This is a genomic window from Fibrisoma limi BUZ 3, assembly GCF_000296815.2.
Taxonomy (GTDB): domain Bacteria; phylum Bacteroidota; class Bacteroidia; order Cytophagales; family Spirosomataceae; genus Fibrisoma; species Fibrisoma limi.
Genome location: NZ_CAIT01000009.1, coordinates 675,026 through 700,931 on the forward strand (window position 1 = coordinate 675,026; position 25,906 = coordinate 700,931).

At 51.7% G+C, this 25,906-nt stretch carries 23 protein-coding genes; 8 read left to right on the forward strand and 15 right to left on the reverse strand.

Annotated elements, in window-relative coordinates; all coding sequences use genetic code 11:
- Window positions 1-10: 10 nt before the first annotated feature.
- The 7 genes from porM to sucD all read right to left on the reverse strand — a co-directional run bounded on the left by porM (window position 11) and on the right by sucD (window position 8,149).
- Complete coding sequence (gene porM, locus BN8_RS22375) at window positions 11-1,603, reverse strand: type IX secretion system motor protein PorM/GldM (protein ID WP_009284219.1); 1,593 nt, start codon at window positions 1,601-1,603, stop codon at window positions 11-13.
- A gap of 127 nt (window positions 1,604-1,730) precedes the next feature.
- On the reverse strand, window positions 1,731-2,543 hold the full coding sequence (gene porL / locus BN8_RS22380; RefSeq protein WP_009284220.1) for a type IX secretion system motor protein PorL/GldL: 813 nt from the start codon (window positions 2,541-2,543) through the stop codon (window positions 1,731-1,733).
- Window positions 2,544-2,603: 60 nt separating this feature from the next.
- Window positions 2,604-3,704, reverse strand: coding sequence for a T9SS ring complex lipoprotein PorK/GldK (porK, locus tag BN8_RS22385; protein ID WP_009284221.1), 1,101 nt, complete (start codon window positions 3,702-3,704; stop codon window positions 2,604-2,606).
- Window positions 3,705-3,960: 256 nt separating this feature from the next.
- A complete protein-coding gene (locus BN8_RS22390; RefSeq protein ID WP_009284222.1) occupies window positions 3,961-4,929 on the reverse strand; it encodes a PorP/SprF family type IX secretion system membrane protein in 969 nt (322 codons plus the stop codon).
- Between the two features lie 184 nt (window positions 4,930-5,113).
- Window positions 5,114-5,899, reverse strand: a complete 786-nt coding sequence (locus BN8_RS22395; protein ID WP_009284223.1) for a uroporphyrinogen-III synthase — start codon at window positions 5,897-5,899, stop codon at window positions 5,114-5,116.
- Window positions 5,900-5,998: 99 nt separating this feature from the next.
- Window positions 5,999-7,240 carry a DUF4271 domain-containing protein gene (locus tag BN8_RS22400; RefSeq protein WP_009284224.1) on the reverse strand — a complete coding sequence of 414 codons (1,242 nt, stop codon included), beginning with the start codon at window positions 7,238-7,240 and terminating at the stop codon, window positions 5,999-6,001.
- A gap of 33 nt (window positions 7,241-7,273) precedes the next feature.
- Window positions 7,274-8,149 carry a succinate--CoA ligase subunit alpha gene (gene sucD, locus BN8_RS22405; RefSeq protein WP_009284225.1) on the reverse strand — a complete coding sequence of 292 codons (876 nt, stop codon included), beginning with the start codon at window positions 8,147-8,149 and terminating at the stop codon, window positions 7,274-7,276.
- Window positions 8,150-8,310: 161 nt separating this feature from the next.
- Between sucD and BN8_RS22410 the strand changes: the two genes are divergently transcribed.
- Together BN8_RS22410 and BN8_RS22415 are read left to right on the forward strand one after the other, a co-directional pair.
- Complete coding sequence (locus BN8_RS22410) at window positions 8,311-8,886, forward strand: DUF6962 family protein (RefSeq protein WP_040006738.1); 576 nt, start codon at window positions 8,311-8,313, stop codon at window positions 8,884-8,886.
- An 80-nt stretch (window positions 8,887-8,966) separates the two neighbouring features.
- Window positions 8,967-10,040 carry a DNA topoisomerase IB gene (locus BN8_RS22415; protein ID WP_009284227.1) on the forward strand — a complete coding sequence of 358 codons (1,074 nt, stop codon included), beginning with the start codon at window positions 8,967-8,969 and terminating at the stop codon, window positions 10,038-10,040.
- Between the two features lie 63 nt (window positions 10,041-10,103).
- Here the strand turns inward: BN8_RS22415 and BN8_RS22420 are convergent, their stop codons facing one another.
- Both BN8_RS22420 and BN8_RS22425 read right to left on the reverse strand, forming a co-directional pair.
- On the reverse strand, window positions 10,104-10,343 hold the full coding sequence (locus BN8_RS22420) for a DUF2188 domain-containing protein (protein ID WP_009284228.1): 240 nt from the start codon (window positions 10,341-10,343) through the stop codon (window positions 10,104-10,106).
- 91 nt (window positions 10,344-10,434) lie between these two features.
- A complete protein-coding gene (locus tag BN8_RS22425) occupies window positions 10,435-11,823 on the reverse strand; it encodes a TolC family protein (protein WP_009284229.1) in 1,389 nt (462 codons plus the stop codon).
- Window positions 11,824-11,924: 101 nt separating this feature from the next.
- On the opposite strand from BN8_RS22425, the gene BN8_RS22430 reads away from it, so the two are divergent.
- Entirely contained in the window at window positions 11,925-13,556 is a 1,632-nt protein-coding gene (locus BN8_RS22430) for an amidohydrolase (RefSeq protein ID WP_009284230.1), read from the forward strand.
- A gap of 306 nt (window positions 13,557-13,862) precedes the next feature.
- Here BN8_RS22430 and BN8_RS22435 read toward each other — a convergent pair whose 3' ends face one another.
- A complete protein-coding gene (locus BN8_RS22435) occupies window positions 13,863-14,324 on the reverse strand; it encodes a GreA/GreB family elongation factor (protein WP_009284231.1) in 462 nt (153 codons plus the stop codon).
- A gap of 1 nt (window position 14,325) precedes the next feature.
- Window positions 14,326-16,038, reverse strand: a complete 1,713-nt coding sequence (locus BN8_RS22440; protein WP_009284232.1) for a GMC oxidoreductase — start codon at window positions 16,036-16,038, stop codon at window positions 14,326-14,328.
- Window positions 16,039-16,183: 145 nt separating this feature from the next.
- Here BN8_RS22440 and BN8_RS22445 point away from each other — a divergent pair, with 145 nt between their 5' ends.
- The 4 genes from BN8_RS22445 (at window position 16,184) to BN8_RS22460 (ending at window position 20,045) form a co-directional block, all read left to right on the forward strand.
- Window positions 16,184-17,038, forward strand: a complete 855-nt coding sequence (locus BN8_RS22445) for an SDR family oxidoreductase (protein WP_009284233.1) — start codon at window positions 16,184-16,186, stop codon at window positions 17,036-17,038.
- An 82-nt stretch (window positions 17,039-17,120) separates the two neighbouring features.
- On the forward strand, window positions 17,121-17,984 hold the full coding sequence (locus tag BN8_RS22450) for an SDR family oxidoreductase (protein ID WP_040006740.1): 864 nt from the start codon (window positions 17,121-17,123) through the stop codon (window positions 17,982-17,984).
- A 110-nt stretch (window positions 17,985-18,094) separates the two neighbouring features.
- A complete protein-coding gene (locus tag BN8_RS22455) occupies window positions 18,095-19,453 on the forward strand; it encodes a cytochrome P450 (protein WP_009284235.1) in 1,359 nt (452 codons plus the stop codon).
- A gap of 217 nt (window positions 19,454-19,670) precedes the next feature.
- Window positions 19,671-20,045, forward strand: a complete 375-nt coding sequence (locus BN8_RS22460; protein ID WP_009284236.1) for an HPF/RaiA family ribosome-associated protein — start codon at window positions 19,671-19,673, stop codon at window positions 20,043-20,045.
- A 67-nt stretch (window positions 20,046-20,112) separates the two neighbouring features.
- On the opposite strand, the gene metK is transcribed toward BN8_RS22460, so the two are convergent.
- A complete protein-coding gene (gene metK, locus BN8_RS22465) occupies window positions 20,113-21,366 on the reverse strand; it encodes a methionine adenosyltransferase (protein ID WP_009284237.1) in 1,254 nt (417 codons plus the stop codon).
- Between the two features lie 206 nt (window positions 21,367-21,572).
- Between metK and BN8_RS22470 the strand changes: the two genes are divergently transcribed.
- Window positions 21,573-22,535, forward strand: coding sequence for a glycosyltransferase (locus tag BN8_RS22470; protein ID WP_009284238.1), 963 nt, complete (start codon window positions 21,573-21,575; stop codon window positions 22,533-22,535).
- A gap of 27 nt (window positions 22,536-22,562) precedes the next feature.
- Here BN8_RS22470 and BN8_RS22475 read toward each other — a convergent pair whose 3' ends face one another.
- The 3 genes from BN8_RS22475 to aat form a co-directional block, all read right to left on the reverse strand.
- Entirely contained in the window at window positions 22,563-23,813 is a 1,251-nt protein-coding gene (locus tag BN8_RS22475) for a glutamate-5-semialdehyde dehydrogenase (RefSeq protein WP_009284239.1), read from the reverse strand.
- An 88-nt stretch (window positions 23,814-23,901) separates the two neighbouring features.
- Window positions 23,902-24,936, reverse strand: a complete 1,035-nt coding sequence (proB, locus tag BN8_RS22480; protein ID WP_009284240.1) for a glutamate 5-kinase — start codon at window positions 24,934-24,936, stop codon at window positions 23,902-23,904.
- A gap of 65 nt (window positions 24,937-25,001) precedes the next feature.
- Window positions 25,002-25,631, reverse strand: a complete 630-nt coding sequence (gene aat, locus BN8_RS22485; RefSeq protein WP_009284241.1) for a leucyl/phenylalanyl-tRNA--protein transferase — start codon at window positions 25,629-25,631, stop codon at window positions 25,002-25,004.
- Between the last annotated feature and the right edge of the window lie 275 nt (window positions 25,632-25,906).

A 25,906-nucleotide genomic window follows, 5' to 3' on the forward strand; every position in this document is an offset into this window, starting at 1 on the left:
CTTTAGTACCTTAATACAACGAAACTTGCTGAAGCGGGCTACCCATCGGGACCTCACTAATTTCGCCCCGGAAATTCTGACGCTGCACACCGTCCACCTGAATTACCAGACGATCGCCCGGTTGAGCTTCAGCCGCTAGTGCCGAGATTGAACCACCACCAGCACCAAGCTGCACCCCCTGTACCCGCCGTGTACCGCGTACAAGGCTGACCGTCATCCCTGACACCCGGAACCGGGCATCATTCGGTGCATAGTTAGCAAAGCTCGGATCAGCCACTGCTCTAACGCTAACACTACGAGCCGCCGTAACCGGTACGCCACGTGGATCCGTAGCCGGACGACCACCGACAACGTATTCCAGGGTCGGGCGCGGTACTCGGTTTACGCGGAAAGGCTCCGTACCAAGCAGGTTACCTCCATTGCTGATATTCAACCGAAGCGAGGCTGCCGAAGGAACAATCGTAATTTTTCCTTTCTCACCAGACTGAATAACCGATCCACCATCAGCCGAAAACGAAGGGTTCCACAAAGCGCCTAACTGTGGGCTCTGAATGCTCAGTTTGTTCTCGCAACCCAGGTACAGCGGAGGCATAGTACCCGTTTCGATCTGATACGATGGCTTGGCAACAAAGTATTCCTGGTTGAAGGTTACCGTCTTGCTTTCGCCATTCGGCTGCTGGTACGAGATGTTACCCGTCAGCACCCGGCGAGCCAGACCATTCTTATCATAAGCGCCACCCTGCGCCGTAAATTCGATGATACCACGGCCATCCTGTACACGTACCGGGCCACCATTCAAGCTCATCCGAGGCTGGATACCCGACGATGAAGCGGCCAGGAACATTTCTCCTTTGAACTTGGTACCCGCCACAACGACTTTTGACTCCATGCTCAGCATCGCCAGAATCTTGTCGAATTTAACGTCCTGTGCACCGACTTTCGTCGCCAGGTAGTTCAACGTTTCGCCTTCAATCCGGCGGATGTCCGATTGACGCTGCGTCAGAACCGCCAAAGCTGCCGGAACCGGCGTTTGGGCAAAGTTCAGTTCCGCAAAATCTTTACGGCGTTGCTCCGGTGAGCGAACCGCAATTGGGTCTTCCTTTCCGTCCAAAGCCAGTGATCCGTATTTTGTTGGCGTATACTTCGACAGGTTCTGAATATACTGATCCAGTTGCTGCTTCAGCTTATACGCTTCGCCGTTACGGTTAGGGCCAACCATAATCCCGGCTACGCCTTCTTCTTCGCTCGGGTTCTTGATGTTACCAGATTCGTCGAGGCCGCCACCGGCTTCGGTAATAATCCGCTCTTTCAGGGCGTCCAGGTCAGCAACAATGGTTGCCGTCATTTTACGAACTTCTTCGGCCTGACGAACAACGGCCAGATCAGCCGCGCGATTACCGGATTTCTCAACCGTTTGCTGAATGCTCGCGAATGTGTTTTGATTGACTTTGTTAGCCGCCCCTGTCGATTGCTCCAAACTGTTATTCAGCAGGATGAATTTCTCCAGCAAAGCCGAACTGACTTGTAAAGCCAGCATAGCGGTCAATACCAGATACATCATCCCGATCATTTTCTGACGGGGTGTCTCTTTTGCGCCTGCCATAAATTATGGTAGAATACTGTAAGTGAAGTTGTTAAGCCTACGGTTTACAGTTTACTGGTTTCTGTTACATTCTCTACGGAACGCTAACCGAACCGAAAACAGTAAACCGCAAACCTATAACGAATAATTATTGACCACGCATGGCCGTCAACATGCTACCATATACGTTGTTCAACGATGCCAGGTTGCCGGTCAGCTTAGCCAGTTCGTTCTTAAACTGTTGCGTATCGCGGCTCGCATCGGCCATGTTTTCCATTGCTGATGTCAGGCTACCATAGAACGCGTTCATGGCTTTCAGGTGCTTGTTCGTGTCCTGAAGCTCCAGTTCATAGACAGCGTTCAGCGCCCCCATGTTTTTCGTTACTTTCTGGAACTGATCGCGGTAGTCTTTAGCATCGGTCGTTGCATCAGCCATTGAGTTCATAGCCGAGATAGCCGTACCATACGACTTGTTCATTTCAGTAATCGACTGAGAGGCTGATTTTACGTTACGAGCGTAGTCGTTAGTAGCCACCGTAGCCTCAGTCAGGTCCGATAGTTTCGATACCGTATCGTTCAGGCTGCGGAAACCCGTACCCAGTTTCTCAAACACATCAGGCGTAACTTTAGCCTGTGCCAGCATCTGATCCATATTGGCTGTCAGGCCGTTGGCCTGCGGAGTTGCCTTGCGCTGAGGCAGCTCACCTTTGTAATCGTCGGCCAACTCAGGATAAACGCGGGTCCAGTCATAATCGTCTGAGACCGCTGGGCGAACGAAACTTTGAATGGCGTAGATGGCAAAAATGACGGCTTCCACAATCAGACCGACCGTAAGCAGCCAACTCAATGAATTAATATGCTGAATCTTTGCCATTGCGCCCAGGACGACAACAGCGGCACCTGCACTGTAAATAGTTGGTATTAAACGATCCCAAAGGAAATTTGCTTTTCCTGCTGCCATGATAAGCGATTGTTGTGTTAAACGGGTAATTGATTTTCGTGTATAGTCAGGGGTATTGTATTAGCGACGACGGCTCCGGCTACCACCACGAGCTGAAGCGGTACGGCCTTCCAGGTTATCCATCACACAACGGAAACCGATGTAAGAACGCTTCTGGTCCTCGTATTCATAGTAGCGAGTACCCGTTTCCAGATAATAGGCAATGTCTTTCCACGAACCACCCCGTACTACCTTGCGCGGCTCATCCTGGTTCTGGTTGTCAGGGTTCATATCCCACACAATGGCGTTCGAGTTGTCAGCATAGGCATCACGGCACCATTCCGCTACGTTACCGGCCATGTTGTAGAGACCGTAATCATTCGGACTATACGCATTGCCAGGCGCAGTGTATGGGTAACCGTCGGCATCGAAGTTACCCCGCTGTGGCTTGAAGTTAGCCAGATAGCAGCCCTTCCCATTGGCTACGTATGGGTTGCCCCACGGATACTTAGCACCTTGTTTACCACCACGGGCAGCCCATTCCCATTCAGCTTCGGAAGGTAACCGGAAACCGAATGACTTGTAGCCACCTTCTTTCGTACGCTGGTCATCAAGGATGTTTGTGCGCCACTTACAAAAGTGCTTTGCAGCCAGCCAGCTAACACCAACTACCGGATACGTATCGAAAGCCGGATGACCGAAGTAGTGTTCTAGCATCGGGTCGCCATTGTGGTAAGTAAAGTCGTTTTTCCAAACAGCTGTATCAGGGTAAAATTTCGCCATGATTTCTTCCTCACCCAGTACGGAAACTGAGTCGGCCAGCAGCGCATTGACGTACTGCCGGTATTCATGGTTCGTAATCTCCGTATCGTCCATGTAGAACGAACTGATCGTTACCTGCCGGTTCATATTGATTTGCGTCGCGGCTACGTCTTCATCGGCCTGACCCATAATGAACGACCCGGACGGTACGAGCACCATTCCGTACGGTGTCGGCTGCTTCCAGCCTTTACGGCCCGTAGCCGTGATTTCACCGTTCGTAACACCTACTTCACCATTCCCTTTGCCGCCTTTACCGCCAAATTTGGACTTAACAAATCCGCAGCCTTGCATTAACAGAATCACTGCCGCGACCATCCCCACCCGGGCTGCATTGACTGTAAACCAGTTGTACTTCATCATTGTATGGCTTTTAAACCTTCTTCTTGTGCGAGACCAGACTAAAAACGAAAATCCGTTTGGATATTGTATGCACTGTTTTTTTTCCTTACAAATTCTTTGGCTTATTCATCAAACGGTTGATTGATATACCGTTTACGACAATACAATGCCACTATTTTCAAAATTACGGTGCCCGATGCAAACTGCCTAACAATAAACAGGCCAAAATGTTAGCCTTTATTAAACGTATATCGAAAGACTCCTGTTTCTTAGCGAATTAGTACCGAAAACGTGGTGTTCGAATAATCGGACGCTTTCGGGCATCGGGTGCAGGCAACGAATAAGCCAGCTGAACTTCATGCGACGTTGGGCTTTTTGCCTCCTGCGAACCAACCACAAAATCAAACGCGTACCCAAAACGGAGGGCGTTATTCGGCAGCAGATGAATACCAAGCATAGCGGTCAATGCATCCTGCAGCCGGTACGAAAGACCACCAAAAAAACGATTATCGTAGGTAGCCAGCAGGTTCACATTAACGGTTGTACCACCAGCTACAGGGGTTGCATACTGCACCAGCACGGAAGGCTGCACATCAAGGTTGTAGCCAACGCCCAGCCGGTAGCCGGCCGTCAGAAATAAAGAGCGATATACTGGATCAGTCGACCGATCGGTCACCAGCGAATACGTCGGCTGATTCAGGTGCTTCGCACTAACCCCTATCCAGTAGTCAGTGGTGTTGTAATAAACACCTACCCCAATATCAGGTCTGGCCTGATTCACACGACCGGTTGGGATGCTTGGATCGCCGGGTTCGCCCGGACGGTACTGCCCACCGTCAAAACCCCGGTTCAACAATCCCCCCTGCACACCAAGTGAAAGCGTTCCATTTTTCAACGCCAGTCGATAAGCGTAGGAAACCTGAACCGCCTGGCTTGTGGTTGGGCCAAACCGGTCGTTGAACGCGTATATGCCCACACCTCCTTTAATCTTAGCCAGTGGTACATTAAACGAGAACAATTGTGTACTCTGTCCGCCACCTTCGTCAATCACTGTGGGCTGATAGCCGGCATATTGCGTGCGATGCGTCAACTGAAACCGGGATACTCCTTCTGATCCGGCAGCACCCGGATTGTAGTACACCGGATTAAACATATACAGACTGAACTGTGGATCAGTCGTCTGTGCTGAAACTGTCAGCGCCGAAACCGTTAGAACAAAAGCAAAAACGTAGAATGTGCGAATCATACAACGGAAGCAAAAAAGCTGGGACCTTCACCAGCGCTTCTATTCCGAAGTCTGGCGGGCTTTGCAGTTTACAAGTAAACGCCGAATGGCACAAATTATTGAACCAAAATAACAAAGGTTGGACGGGCAAAACAGACTTTTCAACCTGCGTTTGCCCGTCCAACCTTTGTATAACGGCGTTCGTTTATTGATTGTTAGCCTTTTTGATGTACAGTTCCAATGCGCCGGTCATTGAGGGTGCATTGGGTAGTGGCGCTTCAATGTCGAGCGTCAGGCCTGCGTCTTTAATCGCTTTGGCAGTTGTTGGTCCAAAAGCAGCCAGCCGGGTACCATTCTGCTTAAAGTCCGGAAAGTTTGTCAGCAGCGACGTAACACCCGATGGGCTGAAAAACGCAATGATATCGTAACTCTGAATATCCAGATCTGACAAATCCGTTGAGACCGTCTCATACATCACGGCCTCCGTAAAATGCAGACCGCTTGTATCCATAAATTCCGGAATGTCGTTCCGCCGGATGTTGGAGCACGGGAACAGAAACTTCTCGTTCTTATGCTTTTTGATCAGGTCGAATAGCTCGGCGGCTGCTTTAGTACCGGCAAAAATCTTCCGCTTCCGGATCACAATGTATTTCTGCAAATAATTAGCTGTTTGTTCAGAAATACAGAAGTACTTCATATCGGCCGGCACTTCGATTCGTCCCTCCTGACAGATGCGGAAGAAATGATCGATTGCATTACGGCTGGTAAAGATGATTGCCGTGTGATCAAGGATGTTGATCTTTTGTCGACGGAAATCTTTATACGAAACGCCTTCGATTTGAATAAACGGCCGGAAATCGATCTGAATGTTGTACTTGCTGGCTAAATCAAAGTAAGGGGATTTATCGTCGGCAGGTCTGGATTGCGTTACCAGAAGCCGGTTTACCTTAGTGAGCCGGTCCTGGACGGATTGCATGCTGGTCTCGTTCATTGAATCTACCTCAATTTCAGTTTTTTGCTTTCAGTTCTCGGTAACCAATTTGCAGAGCAATGGTTGCAAACAAGCGTACAGAAAACTTAATAACTCTCATCACAGTGCGAAGCGAACACCAATGATGAGTGGAATCAATTCAACGATACAAAGGTACGAAAATAAATATAGATTCTTGATAGGCACGCTCCCCCGAATCACAAAGAAGAGAAAGGTCAGCCGGGCAGTGTAGAAAGCCATCAGCGGAAACAGGACCACCCGTTCAGACCACGACGTGCTTGTGGTGTTAAACGCTACAATGGCCAGCAATATGGCAAATCCTGTAAAAAACAGTAATGATGACTGTAATAATTTAAAATAATGAACATTCACAATCTCCCGCAGCTTATACAACCCGCCCACGATTTCCAGTGCTACGTACTTACCTACCAGGGCCATAAAAGCAGCGCCGGATAGCAGAGCAAATTGCCCCAGTAGCGCGTTCAATCGTTGTGTGCCGAACAACAGCGATCGGGATGCAAATACGTCGAGATTGCGGCTTTGCACAAACAGAATGAGGTAAGCGAGTACAAAACTGAGGTTGAGCGTGAATAGTAGATTGGTACCGCTCAGCGGCCGGTTGATCAGAAATGATTCCTCCTGCGCCCGGAGCGACAGTAAATCACGAAGGTTATAGAAGCGCAGAAATGCCCGCCGGTAGAAAGTATACAGAAACGCATGGGTAGCCAACAAAAACAACAGGCCCAAGCCAGCAAAATCATCGTAAACGGAAAATGACCGGGGGCGAAGACTCAGGTTATCATCGCGGAGCACAACCGGTTTCTGCGTTGCCGATTTGGGATACCCAATAAACAGCGACTTATTTTCGACGCCGGGTGCGCCATAGAGGGTAATAAAAATTTCGGAACGGGCTGCGTTGGAACGACGGTAAGCCCGGTACAGGCTATCAATATCAAGCACCTGCCATTGTCCGGCAATCAGTTTGCGCTTGAGGGCTGCGTTGATGAACAGATAACCATCTTCTTTGGTAGAAATGAGGAGCTTGTAGTGACGATTGCTTTCCAGGTCGACATAGGCGCTGACGGCCGTCATGTCGCGGTGCTGCTCGTCAATGTAGGGAACGTAGGCTTTAGCGGCTTCGTCGTATACCTGAAAGTCGTCGCGGTAGTCGTGTACACGGTAATATCGGCCACCTGGTCCAACGCCCTCTCGGTTCTGCGCGAAGCCTACCGTGGCTACGAGTAATAGAATAAGCGAATGAGCGAATCGACCTGCCAGCGCAGGGTTAATAAGCGAATACCAACAGGCCCAGGCTACTTTCTGCTTTACACGGTACCTCATTCGCTCATTCACTAATTCACTCATTCGCTCTTTTTATCTGCCCAGCGCTTTCAGCATGGTGTCGCCGATGAGGGCGGGGGATTCTACGACGTGGATACCGCACTCGCGCATGATCGCCATCTTGGCAGCCGCTGTGTCGTCGGCACCACCCACGATAGCTCCGGCGTGACCCATCCGGCGACCTTTCGGGGCCGTCTGGCCGGCAATAAAACCAACTACGGGTTTGCGGTTCCCATCGGCTTTAATCCAGCGGGCGGCTTCGGCTTCCATACCACCACCGATTTCACCGATCATGACGATTGCTTCCGTATCAGGATCGTTCATGAGCAGTTCAACAGCTTCTTTGGTTGTAGTACCGATGATGGGGTCTCCGCCGATACCGATAGCCGTTGACTGACCCAGACCGGCTTTGGTCAACTGATCAACCGCTTCGTAAGTCAGGGTACCCGACTTCGATACAATACCGATGGTGCCTTTTTTGAAGATAAAGCCCGGCATGATGCCTACTTTGCACTCTTCGGCGGTCATAACGCCTGGGCAGTTCGGACCGATCAGGCGAACCCCCTTGTCGGCAATGTAGTTTTTCACGGCTACCATGTCCTCGGTTGGAATACCTTCGGTGATGCAGATAATGACTTTGATGCCCGCATCGGCAGCTTCCATGATCGCATCGGCGGCAAAGGCCGGTGGCACAAAGATAATCGACACATCAGCGCCCGCTTCATCAACGGCTTGCTGAACGGTGTTGAACACGGGCCGGTCGAGGTGGGTTTGTCCTCCCTTACCGGGCGTTACGCCCCCAACCACGTTGGTGCCATACTCGATCATTTGCTGGGCATGAAAACTACCTTCTGAACCGGTAAAACCCTGGACGATAACTTTGGAGTCTTTGTTGACTAAAACACTCATGATGGTTGTTATGTAGAAGAAGATGCTGGATACTGGACGTTTAACCTTGAATAAACCCGTAGTACAAAGTAGTTCGGGACCAGTGTTTAACGTCCGGCATCAAGCGTCCATCACCTTGTTAAAAGTTGGGCAAAAGTAGCCGAAACTTCGTAAATTACGAGATGATTTTTTCGCACATTCTCTCTGGTTCAGTACTTGCCGGAACAAGCGTAGGGGTATTCTGGCATTTTTTCCAGCGCATGAACTTATACAACCGATTGCTCTGGGGCTTCTTTCTATTATCCATTGCCCTGGCTGCGCTTGTCGGTATTACTATTTTCTGGGGTGACGAAACTATGCAGCGACTCCATCACTCTATGCTGGTTCTATCCGACACCCTTGGCGTTGTTTGCGTCGTGATGGGGGTCTGGTCGCTGCTAAATCGGCAGACCGTCAATACAGCAACCTTCATGGCTACGGTCGTGCTGGGCATATCGCTATTTATCGTATTGCTGTTGCCCGAAGTCAGCGCTTTTACTCCTATTGTTCCTTCATTAGGTATTCTGATCCTGATGCTGCTGGCTGTTTTTGCCCTCCTCCGACGCGACCGGCACGCAATCTGGATCGTACTGGCGGCTATGGCGATGGGACTCGCGACTAAAGCAAACGCGTTTGGTAATTACATCCATCCAACGGATTTTGACCACTACGCCAGCGCACTGGCGCTGTGGTTTTTCGGTAAGGCTACAGAACAGTAAAAACCGCCGTACCACATTTGGTGTTTTAGATCAGCGTCGGTCTCAGCTACGTGCCCAACCGACACCGATCACAAACAGCTATGGATCTATTAGAGTTAGTACACGACCCGGTCAAAGCAGCTAAAGCCGCTCGACTGGTCTACGTAAGCGATACCATGCCGGGTCTGAGACGCCAGTCAGCCGGCGATCATTTTATCTACCTGGATGCCGACGACAATGAAGTAACCGACGAAGCTACGCTGACGCGAATTCGCAGCATGGCCCTACCACCAGCCTGGGAAAACGTCTGGATTTGTGCTAAAGCGAACGGCCATCTGCAAGCAACCGGCATCGATACAAAAGGCCGCAAACAGTACCGGTACCACGCCAAATGGAATGCCGTACGTAGCGAAACTAAATTTTTCCGGATGATCTCATTCGGTGAAAAGCTACCGCAGCTACGGGCACAGATTGCCAAGGACCTTAAGGCCCGCGAACTCACCCGTGATAAAGTGATTGCCATTGCGCTCAGCGTAATGGAGCAAACGCTCATTCGGGTAGGCAACGCTGCGTACGAAAAGGAATATGGTTCGTACGGCCTGACGACTCTCAAGGACCGGCATGTTAAAGCGCAGGGCGATCAGGTTCGGTTTAGTTTCAAAGGCAAGAAAGGCATCTATCACGATATAACCTTGCATGATCGGCGACTGGCCCGACTGGTGAAAGCCTGCCGCGATATTCCGGGTAAGGAACTGTTTCAGTACTATGATGCTCAGGGAAACCGCCACCCGATCGATTCAGGTATGGTTAACGAATATCTGCATACTATCATGGGGGAGGATTTTTCGGCCAAGGATTTTCGCACCTGGGCTGGTACCGTTAACGCCCTCCGGCTGCTGGTCGATCTGGAACCCTGTAGCACCCAGAAAGAACTTAAGAAGAATATCAACACCGTACTGGATGAGGTATCGCAGCGGCTGGGTAACACCCGAACGGTTTGCCGAAAACATTATGTGCATCCGCAGATTCTGGAAGCGTACGAGTGCCAGGACCTCAATCCGTACATCGAACACAAAAACCGTTTCCGCCAGACCAGCCCCTACGGACTCGACAGTGTTGAAAAGCTACTGATGAAGTTTCTGAAGGATCAGGTCAAACAAGTGGTTAAGACGTAGTACGTACCGGGAACTTCCTCAAACTGTAATCATAAAAGGGGCCAGTTGTGTGGCCTCTTTGTGTTATCGTTTGGCTTCTTCTTTGGCTCGCTTGGCCGATTTAGTTTCGGGTGCGTTGTCTTTCCGGAGTTTCATTCCCCGTTTCGTAGCCCAGTCCTCGGCCTGGGCTGTAGCAATGGCGATGGATTTCTGTTCGTCGTTTCCATCAGCCAGCAGGGCGTTGGCAATATCAATTGCTTTGTTCCGTACCGGCGCCATAAAGTTTTTCAACGAGGCCGGATACTCTTTCTTCGTGTAAGGCATGACGTTGAGCGTTAACTAATTGAGTTGTTGAGTGATTGAATCAAGAGTGGGACGACTAATTCAATCACTCAACAACTCAATTAGTTAATTGTTAGCGCAACTCCTGCGAGATCGTACTACTCAACCGTAATAGTTCAATTTCGGCCGCTTTGGCGTTGAACTCCGCGTCGATCAGGCGCGTCTGGGCGTTGATAGCGTTGCGCTGTACGTCCCGAAATTCAACGAAATTTGAATTTCCGATACGGTAACGATCATAGGCAATATCGACGTTCTGGTTTGCCAGTTGATTATTCTGCGCTTCCAGATTAACCAGCGTCAGGCTATTCTGATACGTCTGAAATGTCTGGCTGAGCGTCGATTGCAACTGCAGCCGCTGGTCGCTTTCCTGCGTCCGGGCAATTTGCGTGTTAATCTTGGCATTCTGAATCTGCCGCCGGAGGTTGTACCCATTGAAGATGGGAATCGACGCCTGTAGGTTATACGTCATACCATTGTTCCGGCCAGTACGAATACCAAAACCACCCTGGTTATCAATTCGCTGGTAGTTATACCCGGCTGTGGCCGTAACGAGCGGTAACTGTAAGGCGTTAACCTGCCGGGTGTTAATATCGGCCAATGTCCGGTTAATAACGGCCGCGGCTAGTTGTGGGTTATTTGCCGTCAGGGATTGCTGCAATGGCGCCAATTGCAGGTCATTCCGTACAAGAATGGTATCTCGAACAGTAAATTCAGTCAGAGGATCGCGGACCAGCAACGTATTCAGGAAAATTTTGGCGTTACGAAGGGCCTGTTGCTGCGAGACCAAAGCCGCACTGTCCGTATTATAATCCACCTGAGCACTCAGAAAATCAACTTTCGAGCGGGTTCCGACCTCAAACGTTGCCCGGGCCAGTTCCAGTCGCTCGCGGGAAATGTCGAGTGCCTGACTAAAAGCAATCAGTCGTTGTAGTTGCCGGATCACGTCGTAATACCCAGTTGCCACGTCGGCCATTGTGGCTTCGATATTGGCTCGGGTATTAACTGAGCTAATCTGTAACAATTGACGGAGCTGCTCATACGTGGCTGCTCGGTTAAAACCATTGAAGATGGTATAGTTGGCGTTAATGCCAAAGTTGTTGGTCCGGTTAAAGATCCCTCTTATTTGCTGCGGAGGTCGAAGCGCATCCAGAAACGTTTGCCGAATGGTTTGTATGCTTCCCTGTGAGTTAACATTGCCCGTAATGGTAGGCAGGTATCCCGCATTTCCGCGAGTGTAGTTGTTCCGGGCGACTTCCTCCTGCGACCGGTTAATCTGAAGCTGATAGCTTTGCTCAACAGCAATACTGATCGCCTGAGGCAGCGTCAGCAACTCACCGGATTGCGGAATAGTAGCAATTGTGAACGCACGTTCCTGAGCACGTTGAATTGGATTTTTAGGCTGCTGCGCAATCGCAGTGACTGAGATAAAAAAGAAAAGAATGCAGCAACTGTGAGACTTCATCGAATTGATGTTAGCGGAAAAATCGATCAAAATTACAAGAATCTGGCATTGAACGGTTGACTTACTGACTTTCCTTATATTGCGTACTTTACCCGTTATCCATGAAACGCACACTACCTGCAATTTTAACTATGCTAATCGGCCTGGCCGGTTGTTCTTCCAAAGAAAAAGCAGACGTACTCGTAACTAACGCACTCGTTTACACGGCCGATTCGGCATTCTCGACGGCCAGCGCATTTGTTGTCAAAGACGGTAAGTTTCTTGCGGTAGGATCGGCCGATGAACTTTCCGGAAAATATGACGTCGACAGCACCGTCGATCTGGCTGGTAAACCCGTTTATCCGGGCTTTTATGACCCCCACGCCCATTTTATGGGTCTGGGTCAGGTACTCGATCAGGCTGATCTGGTCGGCGCAGTTTCTTACGACGAGGTTATTGATCGCCTGAAAGCATACGCCCAGAAACACCCCGATGCCCTGTGGATTACGGGTCGGGGCTGGGACCAGAACGACTGGCCGGGTAAGCAGTTTCCGACCAAAGAGAAATTAGACGCAGCCTTTCCCAACATACCTGTTGCACTCATGCGGGTTGACGGACACGCCCTGCTGGTGAATTCCAAAGCCCTACGGCTGGCCAACGTAACGGCCGGCTCAAAACTGTCCGGGGGCGAGGTTCTATTAGCCAACAACGCGCCGACGGGTGTGCTGGTCGATAACGCCATGAATCTCATCAAACGGGTCATTCCAAAACCTACCGAAGAGGACCGGGAACGGATGCTGCTAGCGGCTCAGCGAGTATGTCTGTCACAGGGACTAACGTCGGTGTCGGATGCCGGACTGAACCGTCCCGACATTGAACTCATCGAACGGCTACAGAAAGAAGGTAAACTCAAAATTCGCGACTACATCATGATCAGCCTGGGCGAGCCGAACCTGGAGTATTATCTCAAACGCGGTCCCTTCCAGACCGACCGGCTGACGGTTCAGTCGTTTAAACTATACGCCGATGGTGCACTGGGTTCGCGGGGAGCCTGCCTGCGTCGGCCCTACAGCGACCGTCCCGAAACGGCCGGTTTCTTGTTATTGAATCCCAAGGAACTGGAACGGGTTCTGACGTTATTAGCCAATAGCAAGTTTCAGGCAAATACGCATTGCATCGGCGATTCGGCCAATCATTTGATCCTGGATCTATACGGTAAGTTACTGAAAACGAAGAACGACCGTCGGTGGCGTATTGAACATGCACAGGTTGTTTCGCCGGACGATTTTTACAAATTCGGTCGGTATTCGGTAATTCCATCCATTCAGCCTACGCACGCTACGTCGGATATGTACTGGGCTGGTGACCGCCTGGGGCCGGTACGTGTCAAAGGGGCCTATGCGTTCAAAGACCTCATGAAACAAAACGGCTACCTCATTGCCGGCAGCGACTTCCCGGTTGAGGCCGTGAACCCACTTTTTGGCTTCCATTCGGCCGTGGCCCGGCAGGACGACAAGGATTTCCCGGCCGGTGGGTATCAGATGGAGAACGCCCTGGATCGGCGGTCGGCATTGCTGGCCATGACACGCTGGGCGGCCTACGCCAATTTTGAAGATAAGTTGCGCGGCAGCATTGAACCAGGCAAACAGGCCGACTTTGTGGTATTGGAGCAGGATATTATGAAAGCCGCCAATCCGCAGCTACGTAACGTGAAAGTACAACAAACCTGGATTGGCGGGGAGCGGCTTTTCTGAGCAAGTCCATGACAATAGACAACCCGCACGACAAAGCATTTCGACCAAAACTGGAGAGTTAGCCATGCCACCAGCAGAAGCCTAAATTAATGAAGGTGTTGAGAATGGAATTGAAAGATAGCCTGAGAAAGCCGTTAAGGAATACTTAAGCTTGGTATGATTCCGGAAACCATTTCCACTGCGCTTGAGATCTTCTTGGCGCGACGTTCAAGGGCTTATCAGGAAAATTCAGGCGAATAAATAATAGCTTTCGATCCTATTCCGGCACAACGGCCAACTGACCATGCTACTCAGTTGGCCGTTGTGCTACTGAATTTCCAAAATCCGATAGGTTACGGTATTGAACGTTAGCTCGTCGCCCGGTGCTTTACCCAGCAACTTACTTCCAATCGGTGAGGCCGGCGAAATAGCAAAATAATCAACGCCATCCAGGGTTATCTTTCCGGCACTAATACTCAGGAAGAAAGCCCCCCGACTGGTCGTTACCAGGCTTCCCGGCTGAACAGTTGTGACCGGTTTCTCCACAGAAAGCTGTTCAAGTTCTTTCTTCACTTTCAACGCTTCGGCCAGTTGCTGGGCGTGGCGGTCGCGTTCGATCTGGGCCATTGCCCGGCCGGTTTCGTACTTATCGCCCGCGCTGCTTTTCGATTCGGAATTGGCCGACTCCTGCGCGGCCTCCATAGCTTTCTGAGCGGTCTCGATACGCTGCTCAACGTATGTCTGGCATTGGGCAAACAAGCGTAATTTAACTGTGTACGCGTCAGACATGTTACAGGCTTTTCTTCTTCATTTCTGACACCGCATAGTCGGCCGCCCGGGCTGCCAGCGCCATGAACGTAATCGACGGATTCTGTGTCCCGGTTGACGTCATAGCCGCACCATCCGTTACGAATACGTTCTTGACCAGATGAAGCTGGTTGTGGCTGTTCAGTAGGGACGTTTTCGGATCGCGGCCCATGCGAACGCCCCCCATCTCATGAATATCCAGCCCGGGATTACGCTTGTCGTCAGACGAACTGATGTGCTTACAACCGGCTTTGTCAAGCATTTCGGCTCCCTGCTCCAGGAAATCCTTCATGGATTTTACGTCGTTGTCATCGTAACCGACAGACGTAACCAACTGCGGAATCCCCCAGGGGTCTTTCTGATCTTTACTCAGTCGAACGTGATTATCGTACTTCGGTATGGTTTCGCCCTGCATCATCATGTAGACGTGCCAGCCACCCGGATCGCTGAGTTTATCTTTAAATTCGGCACCGAACCCTTCCATGCCAGCGCCCCGTTGCCAACCCGACCGCGATGCACTGAACGCCACCATGTAGCCGCGCTGAAAGTCCATTTCCTGCTTCTGTACGTTCCGGAAGTTCGGCATAAAAGCCGTCGTCGGCCGACGACCGTAGAAATAACCATCTGGAAAGCCTTCGTACGTAGCGTTCAGACTGCCCCGGTAGTTGTGAAAAGCAACGTAATGACCCAGCATGCCGTTGTCGTTGCCCAGACCGTTAGGAAAACGTTTAGATGTCGAATTCAGTAGGATCAGATTTGTGTTCAGACAGGCAGCGTTGACGAAAATGACGCGGGCATAGTACTCCGTCATCTGCTTCGTATTGGTGTCGATCACCCGAACGCCCGTCGCTTTTCCTTTAACATCGTCGTAGATGATGGAGTGCACCACCGAAAACGGCCGCAGGGTCAGATTGCCGGTTTTAGCCGCCCAGGGCAGCGTCGATGAGTTTGAACTGAAATAGCCACCATAGGGGCAGCCCCGGTAGCATAGGTGCCGCGCCTGACACTGCGCCCGGCCCTGATCGTAGTGAATCTGCTGCGGCTCCGTCAGGTGTGCACACCGGCCGATGATGACGTGTCGATCCTTATAGTTTTCGGCTACGCTTTTCTGAATGTGTTTTTCCAGACAGTTCAACTCCCACGGCTTCAGAAACTCGCCGTCGGGTAAGGTTTCCAGTCCGTCCTTATTGCCGCTGATACCGACAAATTTCTCAACGTGGCTGTACCAGGGCGCAATGTCCTCGTAGCGAATCGGCCAGTCGACGGCAACACCGTCGCGGGCGTTGGCTTCGAAATCGAACCGGCTCCATCGCTGGGTTTGCCGGGCCCAGATCAACGATTTTCCGCCGACCTGATAGCCCCGAATCCAGTCAAACGGCTTTTCCTGAACGTAGGGGTGTTCGGCATCCTTCACAAAAAACTGCTTCGTTCCTTCGTCCAGGGCGTAGCACTTGGTGGCAATCGGGTTTTCCTGATCAAAAGCATCCGGCATTCGGTTGCGGTGTGGAAAATCCCAGGGGTTCAGCGTAGCAGACGGATAATCAACAATGTGTCGTACATCCCGCCCGCGCTCCAGCACAAGGGTTTTCAAGCCTTTTTCGCAGAGTTCTTTAGCAGCCCAGCCCCCGCTGATGCCCGACCCAATCACAATAGCGTCGTAGGATCGAACTGCTTTTGCGTCACCGTTGATGTACATAATAAAAAAAGGATGCTTTTGACACAGAAGAACCGACAAGTTACGATAGAATCTGCACAAAATAATTCACTACTAGATCAATAGATTTTTGCAAACAACCGCCGTCGCTTTTGGCTTAACTAAAGGAAGAATTCAAAGCGACGTTATGGAAACTCAAATTCCACCTCAGCATCAGGACGTTCAGCCGGGTATACAGGCCGAACTGGTCCCTCAGCCCAAAATAATCCGCCCCAGCTACCGCGGAACCGGTAAACTCAAAGGAAAAGTGGCGCTCATTACCGGGGGCGACAGTGGCATTGGTCAGGCTGTAGCCGTGCATTTTGCCCGAGAGGGTGCCGACGTAGCCATTGTCTACACCGAGCGCGAAGAAGTAGACGCCCAGCAAACCAAAGAATTGGTTGAAGCCGAGGGACGCCAGATTCTGCTGATCCCCGGCGACCTCCGCGATCAGGCATTCTGTGAAGAAACCGTGGAAAGAACCGTTGGGAAGTTCGGCAAGCTGAACATCCTGGTTAATAACGCAGCTCTGCAGCTTCAGCATAAGTATTTTGAAGAGATGCAGGACGAAGACCTGGTCAAGACCTTCGAAACCAACATTTACTCGATGTTCCGGGTAACAAAAGCGGCTCTTAAGCACCTCCATGAGGGAGATTCTATTATCAATACAACTTCCGTTACGGCCTACCAGGGGCGCGCCGACCTACCGGAATACTCGTCGACAAAAGGGGCCATTATGGCCTTTACCCGAGCGCTGTCCGATAATCTGGCGCAGAAAAAAATCCGGGTCAATGGCGTAGCACCCGGCCCTATCTGGACACCACTGAATCCGGCTTCGGTGTCGGCCAAAGAGGTAGCTATGTTTGGCAAAGACGTACCCATGAAGCGCCCCGGGCAGCCCGCCGAAGTCGCTCCGGCTTATGTGTATCTGGCCTCAGAAGATGCTTCGTATGTGACCGGGCAGGTCGTTCACCCAAACGGCGGTACAATTGTAAACGGATAAACTTGTCAGTTTTCGGTATACTGTTTCCAGGATGCTGCCTGGTCGTTTAACCGAAAACCGTAAACAGAAAACCTCATTCGTTATGGAACAAATGGAAATGGAGATTCCGGCGCAGAAACAGGACGCACAACCCGGAATTGAATCGCAGATGAACCCGCAGCCGATCTATATCCGCGACGACTATCAGGGATCGGGTAAGCTGCAGGGTAAGCTGGCGCTCATTACCGGGGGCGACAGTGGCATTGGCCGGGCCGTGGCGGTGCATTTTGCCCGCGAGGGTGCCGACGTAGCCATTATCTACCATCCCCGGGAGGAAGAGGACGCTCAGAAAACAAAGCAGTTAATTGAAGCCGAAGGCCGTAAAACACTGCTGCTCCCCGGCGATCTGCGTAGTCTGTCGTTCATCAAAGAGTCAGTTGGTAAGGTCATCAGCGAATTTAAGCGGATCAATATTCTGGTCAATAACGCGGCCGTTCAGTATCCGCAGAAAGAACTGACCGACATCAAGGATGAGGATATGGTCGCTACGTTTGAAACGAACATCCTGGCTATGTTTCGCCTGACGAAAACAGCACTGTATCACATGAATGAGGGTGACTGCATTATCAATACAACCTCTATCACGTCGTACCGGGGCAGCGAAACCCTGCTCGATTACTCCTCGACAAAAGGAGCGATTACGGCCTTTACCCGATCGTTGTCGCAGCACCTGGTTGATCGGGGTATTCGTGTCAACGCAGTGGCTCCAGGCCCCATCTGGACCCCGTTGATTGTGGCATCGTTTGACCCGGATCGTGTGGCCTCGTTTGGCAAGAATACGCCGATGGAACGGCCCGGTCAGCCAGCCGAGGTGGCCCCGGCCTACGTTTTCCTGGCTTCAGAAGATGCTTCCTATATGACTGGGCAGGTCATGCACGTAAACGGCGGGGAAGTCATCAACTCGTAATAAACCCAACGTCGTTCTTACGCAGATATGACGGGGAGTTCGTGGCAATAAACAGCCCTGCATACGTATCTTTACAACCGTCTGGTCTCGTTGGGCCGGGCGGTTTTTTTATGGAAACGATCATCTCGCCTACCCGTCCTGTTCCCGTACATCCTGGCCTGCCTTTCATAGGCAATACGCTCGAATACGTACGCGGTCCACTGCCCTTTCTGAACCGACTTCAGGAGCAGTATGGCCAAAGCCGGGCCGTGCGGATTGCACTGGGCGGTCTGACAACTATCCTTCTCCTCAAGCCGGAGGAAACCCGGTACGTGTTGCAGGAGAACAACCGGAACTATGGTCGTGGACGGTCGTTTGCCGTATTACGGCAGTTTCTGGGTAACGGCCTGCTCACCAGCGAAGGTGATTTCTGGCGACGACAACGGCGCCTGGCGCAACCGGCTTTCCATAAACAAAAACTGGCGATTCTGGCGGAAACCATGATCGACGAGGCCGTTGCCTGGGCCGACCGCCTGCAACAGGCCGACCACAAAGGGCCTGTCAACGTCACCAGCGCTACAATTGATGCTACGCTTCGGATAGTCTCACGCACCCTCTTTGGCAGTGTGTTGACCGACGGCGTCGATAACCTGTCGAATGCACTCGCGTCGCTGAATCATCTGGCGAATAACACGCTGATCAATCCAATACGATTACCCAAATGGATACCTACGCCAAACCAGCGCGCTTTTCGTCGGGCCACCGAAACCGTTGACAGGCTCATTCATCAAATCATTCAAACCCGCCGGGCATCGGCCGAGAGCCACGACGATCTGCTCGATATGTTGCTACGGGCCGAAGACGAAGAAACCAGCGAACGGATGTCGGACCAGCAACTCCGCGACGAAGTAGTCACGCTTTTCATCGCGGGCCATGAGACCACGGCTACGTCGCTGGCCTGGACGCTGCACCTGCTCGCAAACCATCCCGACGTACAGGCACGGGCAAAGGCCGAAGTTGAAACTGTGCTGGCGGAACGTGACCGCCCTTCTCCTGAAGACCTCCGGTCGCTGACGTATCTGATGCAGATCATTCAGGAATCGCTCCGGATGTACCCACCGGCCTGGGCCATGACCCGCCTGTCGCTCGGTCCTGACCAGCTCGGCGACTACGCGATCAAGGCCGGTGACGGCATCCTGCTCAGTCCATACGTACTGCACCACGACCCCGCATCATGGCCGGAACCGGAGCAGTTCAATCCTGATCGGTTTCTGCCCGAACGGGTTAAAGAACGGCACCCCTACGCTTTTCTGCCCTTTGGCGGAGGGCCTCGTCTGTGCATCGGAAATCAGTTTGCCCTGATGGAAATGCAGGTGATGCTGGCCGTTCTTTTACAACGGTTTATCATCAAACCAACTGGCCAACCAATTGACGCTCAACCGCTGATTACGTTGCGTTCTAAGCAGGCAGTTACCGTTTTTCTGAGTTAGACAACAAACGAAATTAGACTTTACCAGGAATTTTTACAGAAACCCGTTCCACGGATTAGATTAAATAACGGTAGATCAGTTGTGTTCTAGCTTGCAGCCCTGAAACGCGTGAAACACAATTGTACCTTTCTTAGCCGCTCTTGACATTGTCATTCGTTTACCCAAACTTAGATAGTCCATTGATGTTCTGATAATTTCTCACTTAAAAAGCGACACAATGAGACTACAGATTAACGCCGTGCACTTTACGGCCGACCGGAGTTTGCTGGATTTCATCCAAGCCAAGTTCAACAAGTTAGATACTTTCCACGACCGTATCATTAGTGGGGAAGTATTTCTTAGATTAGACGGTGCTGACACGCACAAAGTCAAACAAAAAATTGTTGAAATCCGCTTGAGTATTCCCGGCAAGGAGTTATTTGTTAAAGAAAGCGATAAAACCTTCGAAAATGCGACCGACCGGGTGCTGGACGTATTGAAGGATAAACTGGTTCGCTGCAAGCAGAAACGTAGTGATTTTTCGAGCCAGGCTATCGTTGAAGCTAAATCACGAATGAAAGAAGACGAGGTTTTTGAACCCGATGAATTATAAATTCATGCAATGAACAAGCAAAAAGCCCACCTCGCGAGGTGGGCTTTTTGCTGCAATCAGACTTGTCTTACAGACCAAAGGCTTCCTTGACCTTGTCAACGTAATCGAGTTTTTCCCAGGTGAACAGTTCTACTTCAATCTCTTTAGCGCTACCATTCGAACCGAACACTTTCTTCACAATTTCGTTTCGCCGACCCATGTGTCCATAGGCAGCCGTTTCGGAGTAAATCGGGTTGCGGAGTTTCAGGCGCTGCTCAATGGCGTATGGACGCATATCGAACAGCTCTTCGATTTTCTTCGCAATCTCACCATCAGTCATGTCCACCTTGGCCGAGCCATAAGTGTTTACGTACAGGCCACACGGCTTAGCGACACCAATGGCGTATGACACCTGTACCAGCACCTGATCGCACAAACCGGCCGCTACCATATTCTTGGCAATGTGGCGGGTAGCATAGGCCGCCGACCGGTCCACTTTCGAGGGATCTTTGCCGGAGAAAGCACCACCCCCGTGTGCTCCTTTACCGCCGTAGGTATCAACAATAATTTTGCGACCGGTCAAACCCGTATCGCCGTGCGGTCCGCCAATTACGAACTTACCGGTTGGGTTGATGTAGTAGGTAATGGTATCGGTGAACAGGTCCTGGAGTTGCGGCTTCAGTTTGGCCTTTACCCGCGGAATCACGATGTTGATAATATCTTCCCGGATACGGTCCAGCATCGTGGCGTCGTCGGCAAAGTCATCGTGCTGGGTCGATACGACGATGGTATCAATCCGGATGGGCCGATCGTCATCGCTGTATTCAATGGTCACCTGCGACTTGGCGTCGGGGCGCAGATACGACATCAGGTTCGTGTCGTGGTTACGGATATACGACAGTTCCTGCAGGATTTTATGTGCCAGATCGAGCGGCAGCGGCATGAAGTTTTCGGTCTCGTTGGTTGCATAACCGAACATCATTCCCTGGTCACCGGCCCCCTGATCTTCGGGGTTTGTGCGCTCTACGCCCTGGTTAATATCGGGCGACTGTTCATGCAATGCTGAAAAGATACCGCATGAGTTGGCCTCGAACATGTACTCACTCTTGGTATAGCCAATCCGGCGAATTACCTCGCGGGTAATCTTCTGAACGTCGAGGTACGTATCAGTTTTGATCTCCCCGGCCAGTACCACCTGCCCGGTCGTTACAAGGGTCTCGCAGGCTACCTTGCTGGATGGGTCAAACGCCAGAAAGTTATCAATCAAAGCGTCGGAAATCTGATCGGCGACTTTGTCGGGATGTCCTTCAGAGACAGACTCGGAAGTGAATAAATACGGCATCGATACTCGGTTGACTTAGTTTTATCTGCAAAGCTAACGGATTATCGCCACAGGGCCAATAGCTGTCTGGCGGCATTGCCTTCCCTGTTGTTCATTATCAACCTTTTCCCAATTGCCACCTGAGGTGCCGTCGTTGCTTTTAGTAATCGGTATGGCCGGTCGTTCAGTTTCTCCAACAATCGCCCGGATGTGCTTATTAAAGCCATATGCGAAAACTCAACATTCTCATCTGGCATATTCACGGGGCATACCTGACCGCCCTCGCTCAGGCGGAACATAATTGGTACCTACCTCGTAAAGCAGATCAATCGGAAGGGTACATTGGTCGGGGCGTCGGCTCGTCCATGCCCGACTACGTTCGGGAAGTCCCCGCCGATCAGATCAAAAACCTTGATCTGGATCTGATCATTTTTCAGACCCCCAGAAATTATCAGGAAGACCAGTACGAAATTTTGTCGGCTGAGCAGCGGCAATTACCCCGTATTTACCTCCAGCACAATAGCCCCGAACCGCACCCGACGGATTCGCGCCACTGGGCCGCCGATGACCCGAATACGCTGCTGGTTCACGTTACGCACTACAACCGGCTGATGTGGGATAACGGCACAACACCTACAGCCGTGATTGAACACAGTGTGGCGATTGACCCGTCGCTCCGCTACAACGGTAGTCGCCCGGAAGGCATTTTTGTGGTGAATGAGATGAAGCGCCGGGGGCGGATGGCGGGGTATGACCTTTACGAAAGTCTGCGCCAGGACCTGCCTCTCACTACGGTCGGCATGGGGTCGGCCGAGATCGGTGGTATTGGCGAGATTCACTATACGCTGCTTCACCGCCGGGTGGCCGAATACCGGTTTCTGTATAGCCTGATGCGTTATAGCAGCCTGCCCCTGGCCATCATCGAAGCCCTGACGATCGGTATGCCCGTGGTGGCGCTGGCAACAACCGAGTTACCGACAGTCATCGAAAACGGCGTTCACGGATTCATCTCCTGCAACCCCGATGAGCTACGTGAGCACATGCAATTCCTGCTCGACAACCCTGTTGAAGCTCGTCGCATGGGTAATAACGCCCGAAAACTAGCGCAGGAACGGTTCAGCATTGAGCGATTTGTGCAGGACTGGAACCGCGTTTTTGCCGAAGTGGTGGGTCGGCCGGTACCTGCTTAACGTATGGCCGAGGTTGTACGGATGGCGTTACCACCGTACCTGTCCGTCGCCTACGACAACCCACTTTTCCGTAACGAGCTTTTCAAGTGCAAACGGTCCACGGGCATGAAGCTTCTGGGTTGAGATACCGATTTCGGCTCCCAGCCCAAAAACGGCTCCGTCGGTAAAGCGGGTGGACGCATTTGCATACACGGCGGCTGCGTCTACCTCATTCAGAAAGCGCTCGATGATGGATGGATTCTGCGACACAATAGCCTCGGAATGCCGCGACGAATACGTTTGAATATGCGACAACGCATCGTCTGGACCAGACACGACTTTGACAGCGCATTTGTAGTCCAGAAACTCGCGGCCGAAATCTTCGGGTTGGGCGGCCTGTAATTGAGGATAGCCGGCATCGGCCAGAATCGCATGGGCGGTTGTATCGGCAAAAACCTCGACGTTCCACTTCGTAAAATCTGCCGTCAGCATAGGCAGGAATGATTCGGCAATGGTTTCGTCGACCAGTATGCAGTCGAGGGCGTTGCAGACCGACGGCCGCGACACTTTGGCGTTGACCACGATAGTCCGGGCCTTCTCCAGATCAGCCGATGCCTCAACGTAGGTATGGCACACCCCTGCGCCCGTCTCGATTGTCGGCACCAGCGAATTTTTACGCACAAACTGAATCAGCGATTCTGAACCGCGGGGAATGATAATGTCAACGTATCGCGTGGCTGTCAACAGTTCGTTCACAACAGCCCGGTCGGGAGGCAGCAGCGATACGGCCGCTTTCGGTACGTCGAATTCGGTCAGTACCTGCTGAATTAACTCCACTAATTTCCGGTTCGAACAATCGGCCTCCTTCCCTCCTTTCAGCACGCAGGCATTGCCCGAGCGCAGGCACAACGACGCCACATCGATCGTTACGTTCGGCCGCGACTCGTAAATTACCCCCACCACACCCAGCGGCACGGCGACCTTACGTAGTTGCAGTCCCTGGTCGATGGTACGCTCCAGCAACACCGCCCCCGCCGGATCAGGCAACGTAGCAACCGCCCGAAGACTCGCAGCCAAGTCAGCAACCCGGCTTTCGGTTAGTTTCAACCGGTCTTTCTTGGGATCGCTATCCGGCATGCGGTCGAGATCTTTCTGGTTCTCGGCCAGAATTTCGGCTGAATGCGAAGCCAGTACGTCGGCCAGCCGGTTCAATAAGGCCGTTTTCTGCTCACTGCTTAGTCGCCGAACGACAGCAGCGGCCTGTTGCGTGGCCTGGAGGAGAGGGGTTATGGTGTTCATAACTGAAAAAGGAGGAAAAGAAGAAGGGGGAAGAAGGGGAAAAACTTACGACCTTTCGTCGCCTTCCTCCCTCTTGTTCCCTCTCTCCCTACAAAAGTACAATATCATTCGCATTTGCGACTTCAACATTTTGGAGTTGAAGCTGTTGTGTCAGACTATCGGACGAAAGCCGCGCCCGGGCAATGGCAACGGCGTCCTGCTGTTCGTCCAGCACTTCGATCATTTCGCCGGCGGCAAATTCACCCAATATACTTCTAACGCCTACCGCCAGCAGGCTGCGTCGTTGTTGCAGCGCCCGCACAGCGCCCGCGTCGACCTGCAACCGGCCAACCACCAGGCTACCACTGGCCAGCCAGCGGTTTCGGGCCGATAGGGATGTTGGCTGGGGAACAAAATTCGTCCCGGTTTCGCTACGTAATGCTTTCTGAATACTCTCGGGCTCGTTCAATCCAAAAATGACCACGCGAATGCCCATGCGGGTTGCCAGCTTGGCAAACGTCAGTTTTGAAGCCATCCCGCCCAATCCCAGCGATGATTTATCCGTTCGCACAACACCGAATACGGATTCATCAAAAGCGGCTACGTGACGGATAATCTGGTTGTTGGCATCGAGCAACCCGCCGACAGATGTGCAGAGCATCAATACCTCCGCGCCAAAACCGACGGCGATCAGGGTGGCCAGTTCGTCGTTATCCGAAAACTTCAGCTCCCGGTTGCTTACTACGTCATTTTCGTTGGCAATGGGAATGATGCCGTTGGCCCAGAGTTCTTCATACGTCTGCTTAAGTTGCAGAAACTGATCGCGGTTGGCAAAGTGATGCCGTTCGCACAGGCTCTGGGCGATTGAAATGCCGTAGATGGAAAAAAAGCGGGAGTACTGATTCAGCAACAACAGGTTTCCGATAGCCGCGGCTGCTTTGCGCTGGGTAATGTCGCCCCGATAATCACGGATCGATGCCTTCCCAGCCCCCACGGCCCCCGACGATACCAACACGATTCGGTACTGGTCATGCAGGGCCGCAACCTGCCGGGCAATGTCGACCATAACCGGCTCATTGGGCTCGCCGGTAGCTTTTGTGATGGATGCGGTACCAAATTTTAAAACAAGAACAGGCTTTGCCATGCGGCAAAGATAGGAAGTGCGGCTGCGTCGATAAACACGGTTGAGGGTGCTACCAGAAATTTTGGCTAATCGCCGGCATGGTTCTTAAAGAGGTGCTCCAGCACGGGCTCTGTAAAGCGGGCTTTTTTACGCAGCGCCGACTTGAGCAGCCTGATGTACTCAGCTTTTGGTATTTCAACCGCGCCAAACCGCCGAACATTGTCGTTTATAAACTGAGTATCAAGCAATTCGAACTGTTGTTCCTGCAACATCATCATCAGGTAATGAAACGCTACCTTGGAGGCATTACTGACCTGATGGAACATAGACTCGCCAAAAAAAGCAGACCCGAGCGCCACACCATAAAGGCCACCAACCAAACGTCCATCTATATACGTTTCTACACTGTGGGCTAGCCCCATCCGGTGAAGCTCAGTGTAGGCTTCGATGATTTCGTCGGAAATCCAGGTGCTGTCGAAGTCAGAGCGAGGTATGGCGCAGTTACGCATCACTTGCTCAAAATCGGTGTCTACACGTACTTCAAACAGCTTTTTGTTCAGGATTGGCCGCAGCGAATGAGACGGTTTGTAGGAGTGAATCGGAATGACGGCCCGGGGGTCCGGCGCATACCAATAGAGCGTACCGTCCGCGTCGGCCATCGGAAAGATACCGTTGATGTACCCGTAGATGAGGTCGTCGGCGGTTAGTTTGCTCATGAAAGTGCTGGATGGATCTGTACAACAAAGGTATAGAAAAAATTTGGCTAATTTGCAAACTTCACAATTGCATAAAGAACCTGAAAAGCAAACTGATAACAGTCTCACTCACAACATTCTTTCAGGGATACATCAAAGTCACGCTTGCTATATACGTTATCATTTTGATCTAAACTTACGACTAATAACAGGCCCTCAGCGCCTGTCCATCATCTCATCAACCGTAGCCTAAAAGAGCACGAAACGCATTCGTATCAATCCCGTACATTGCCGGT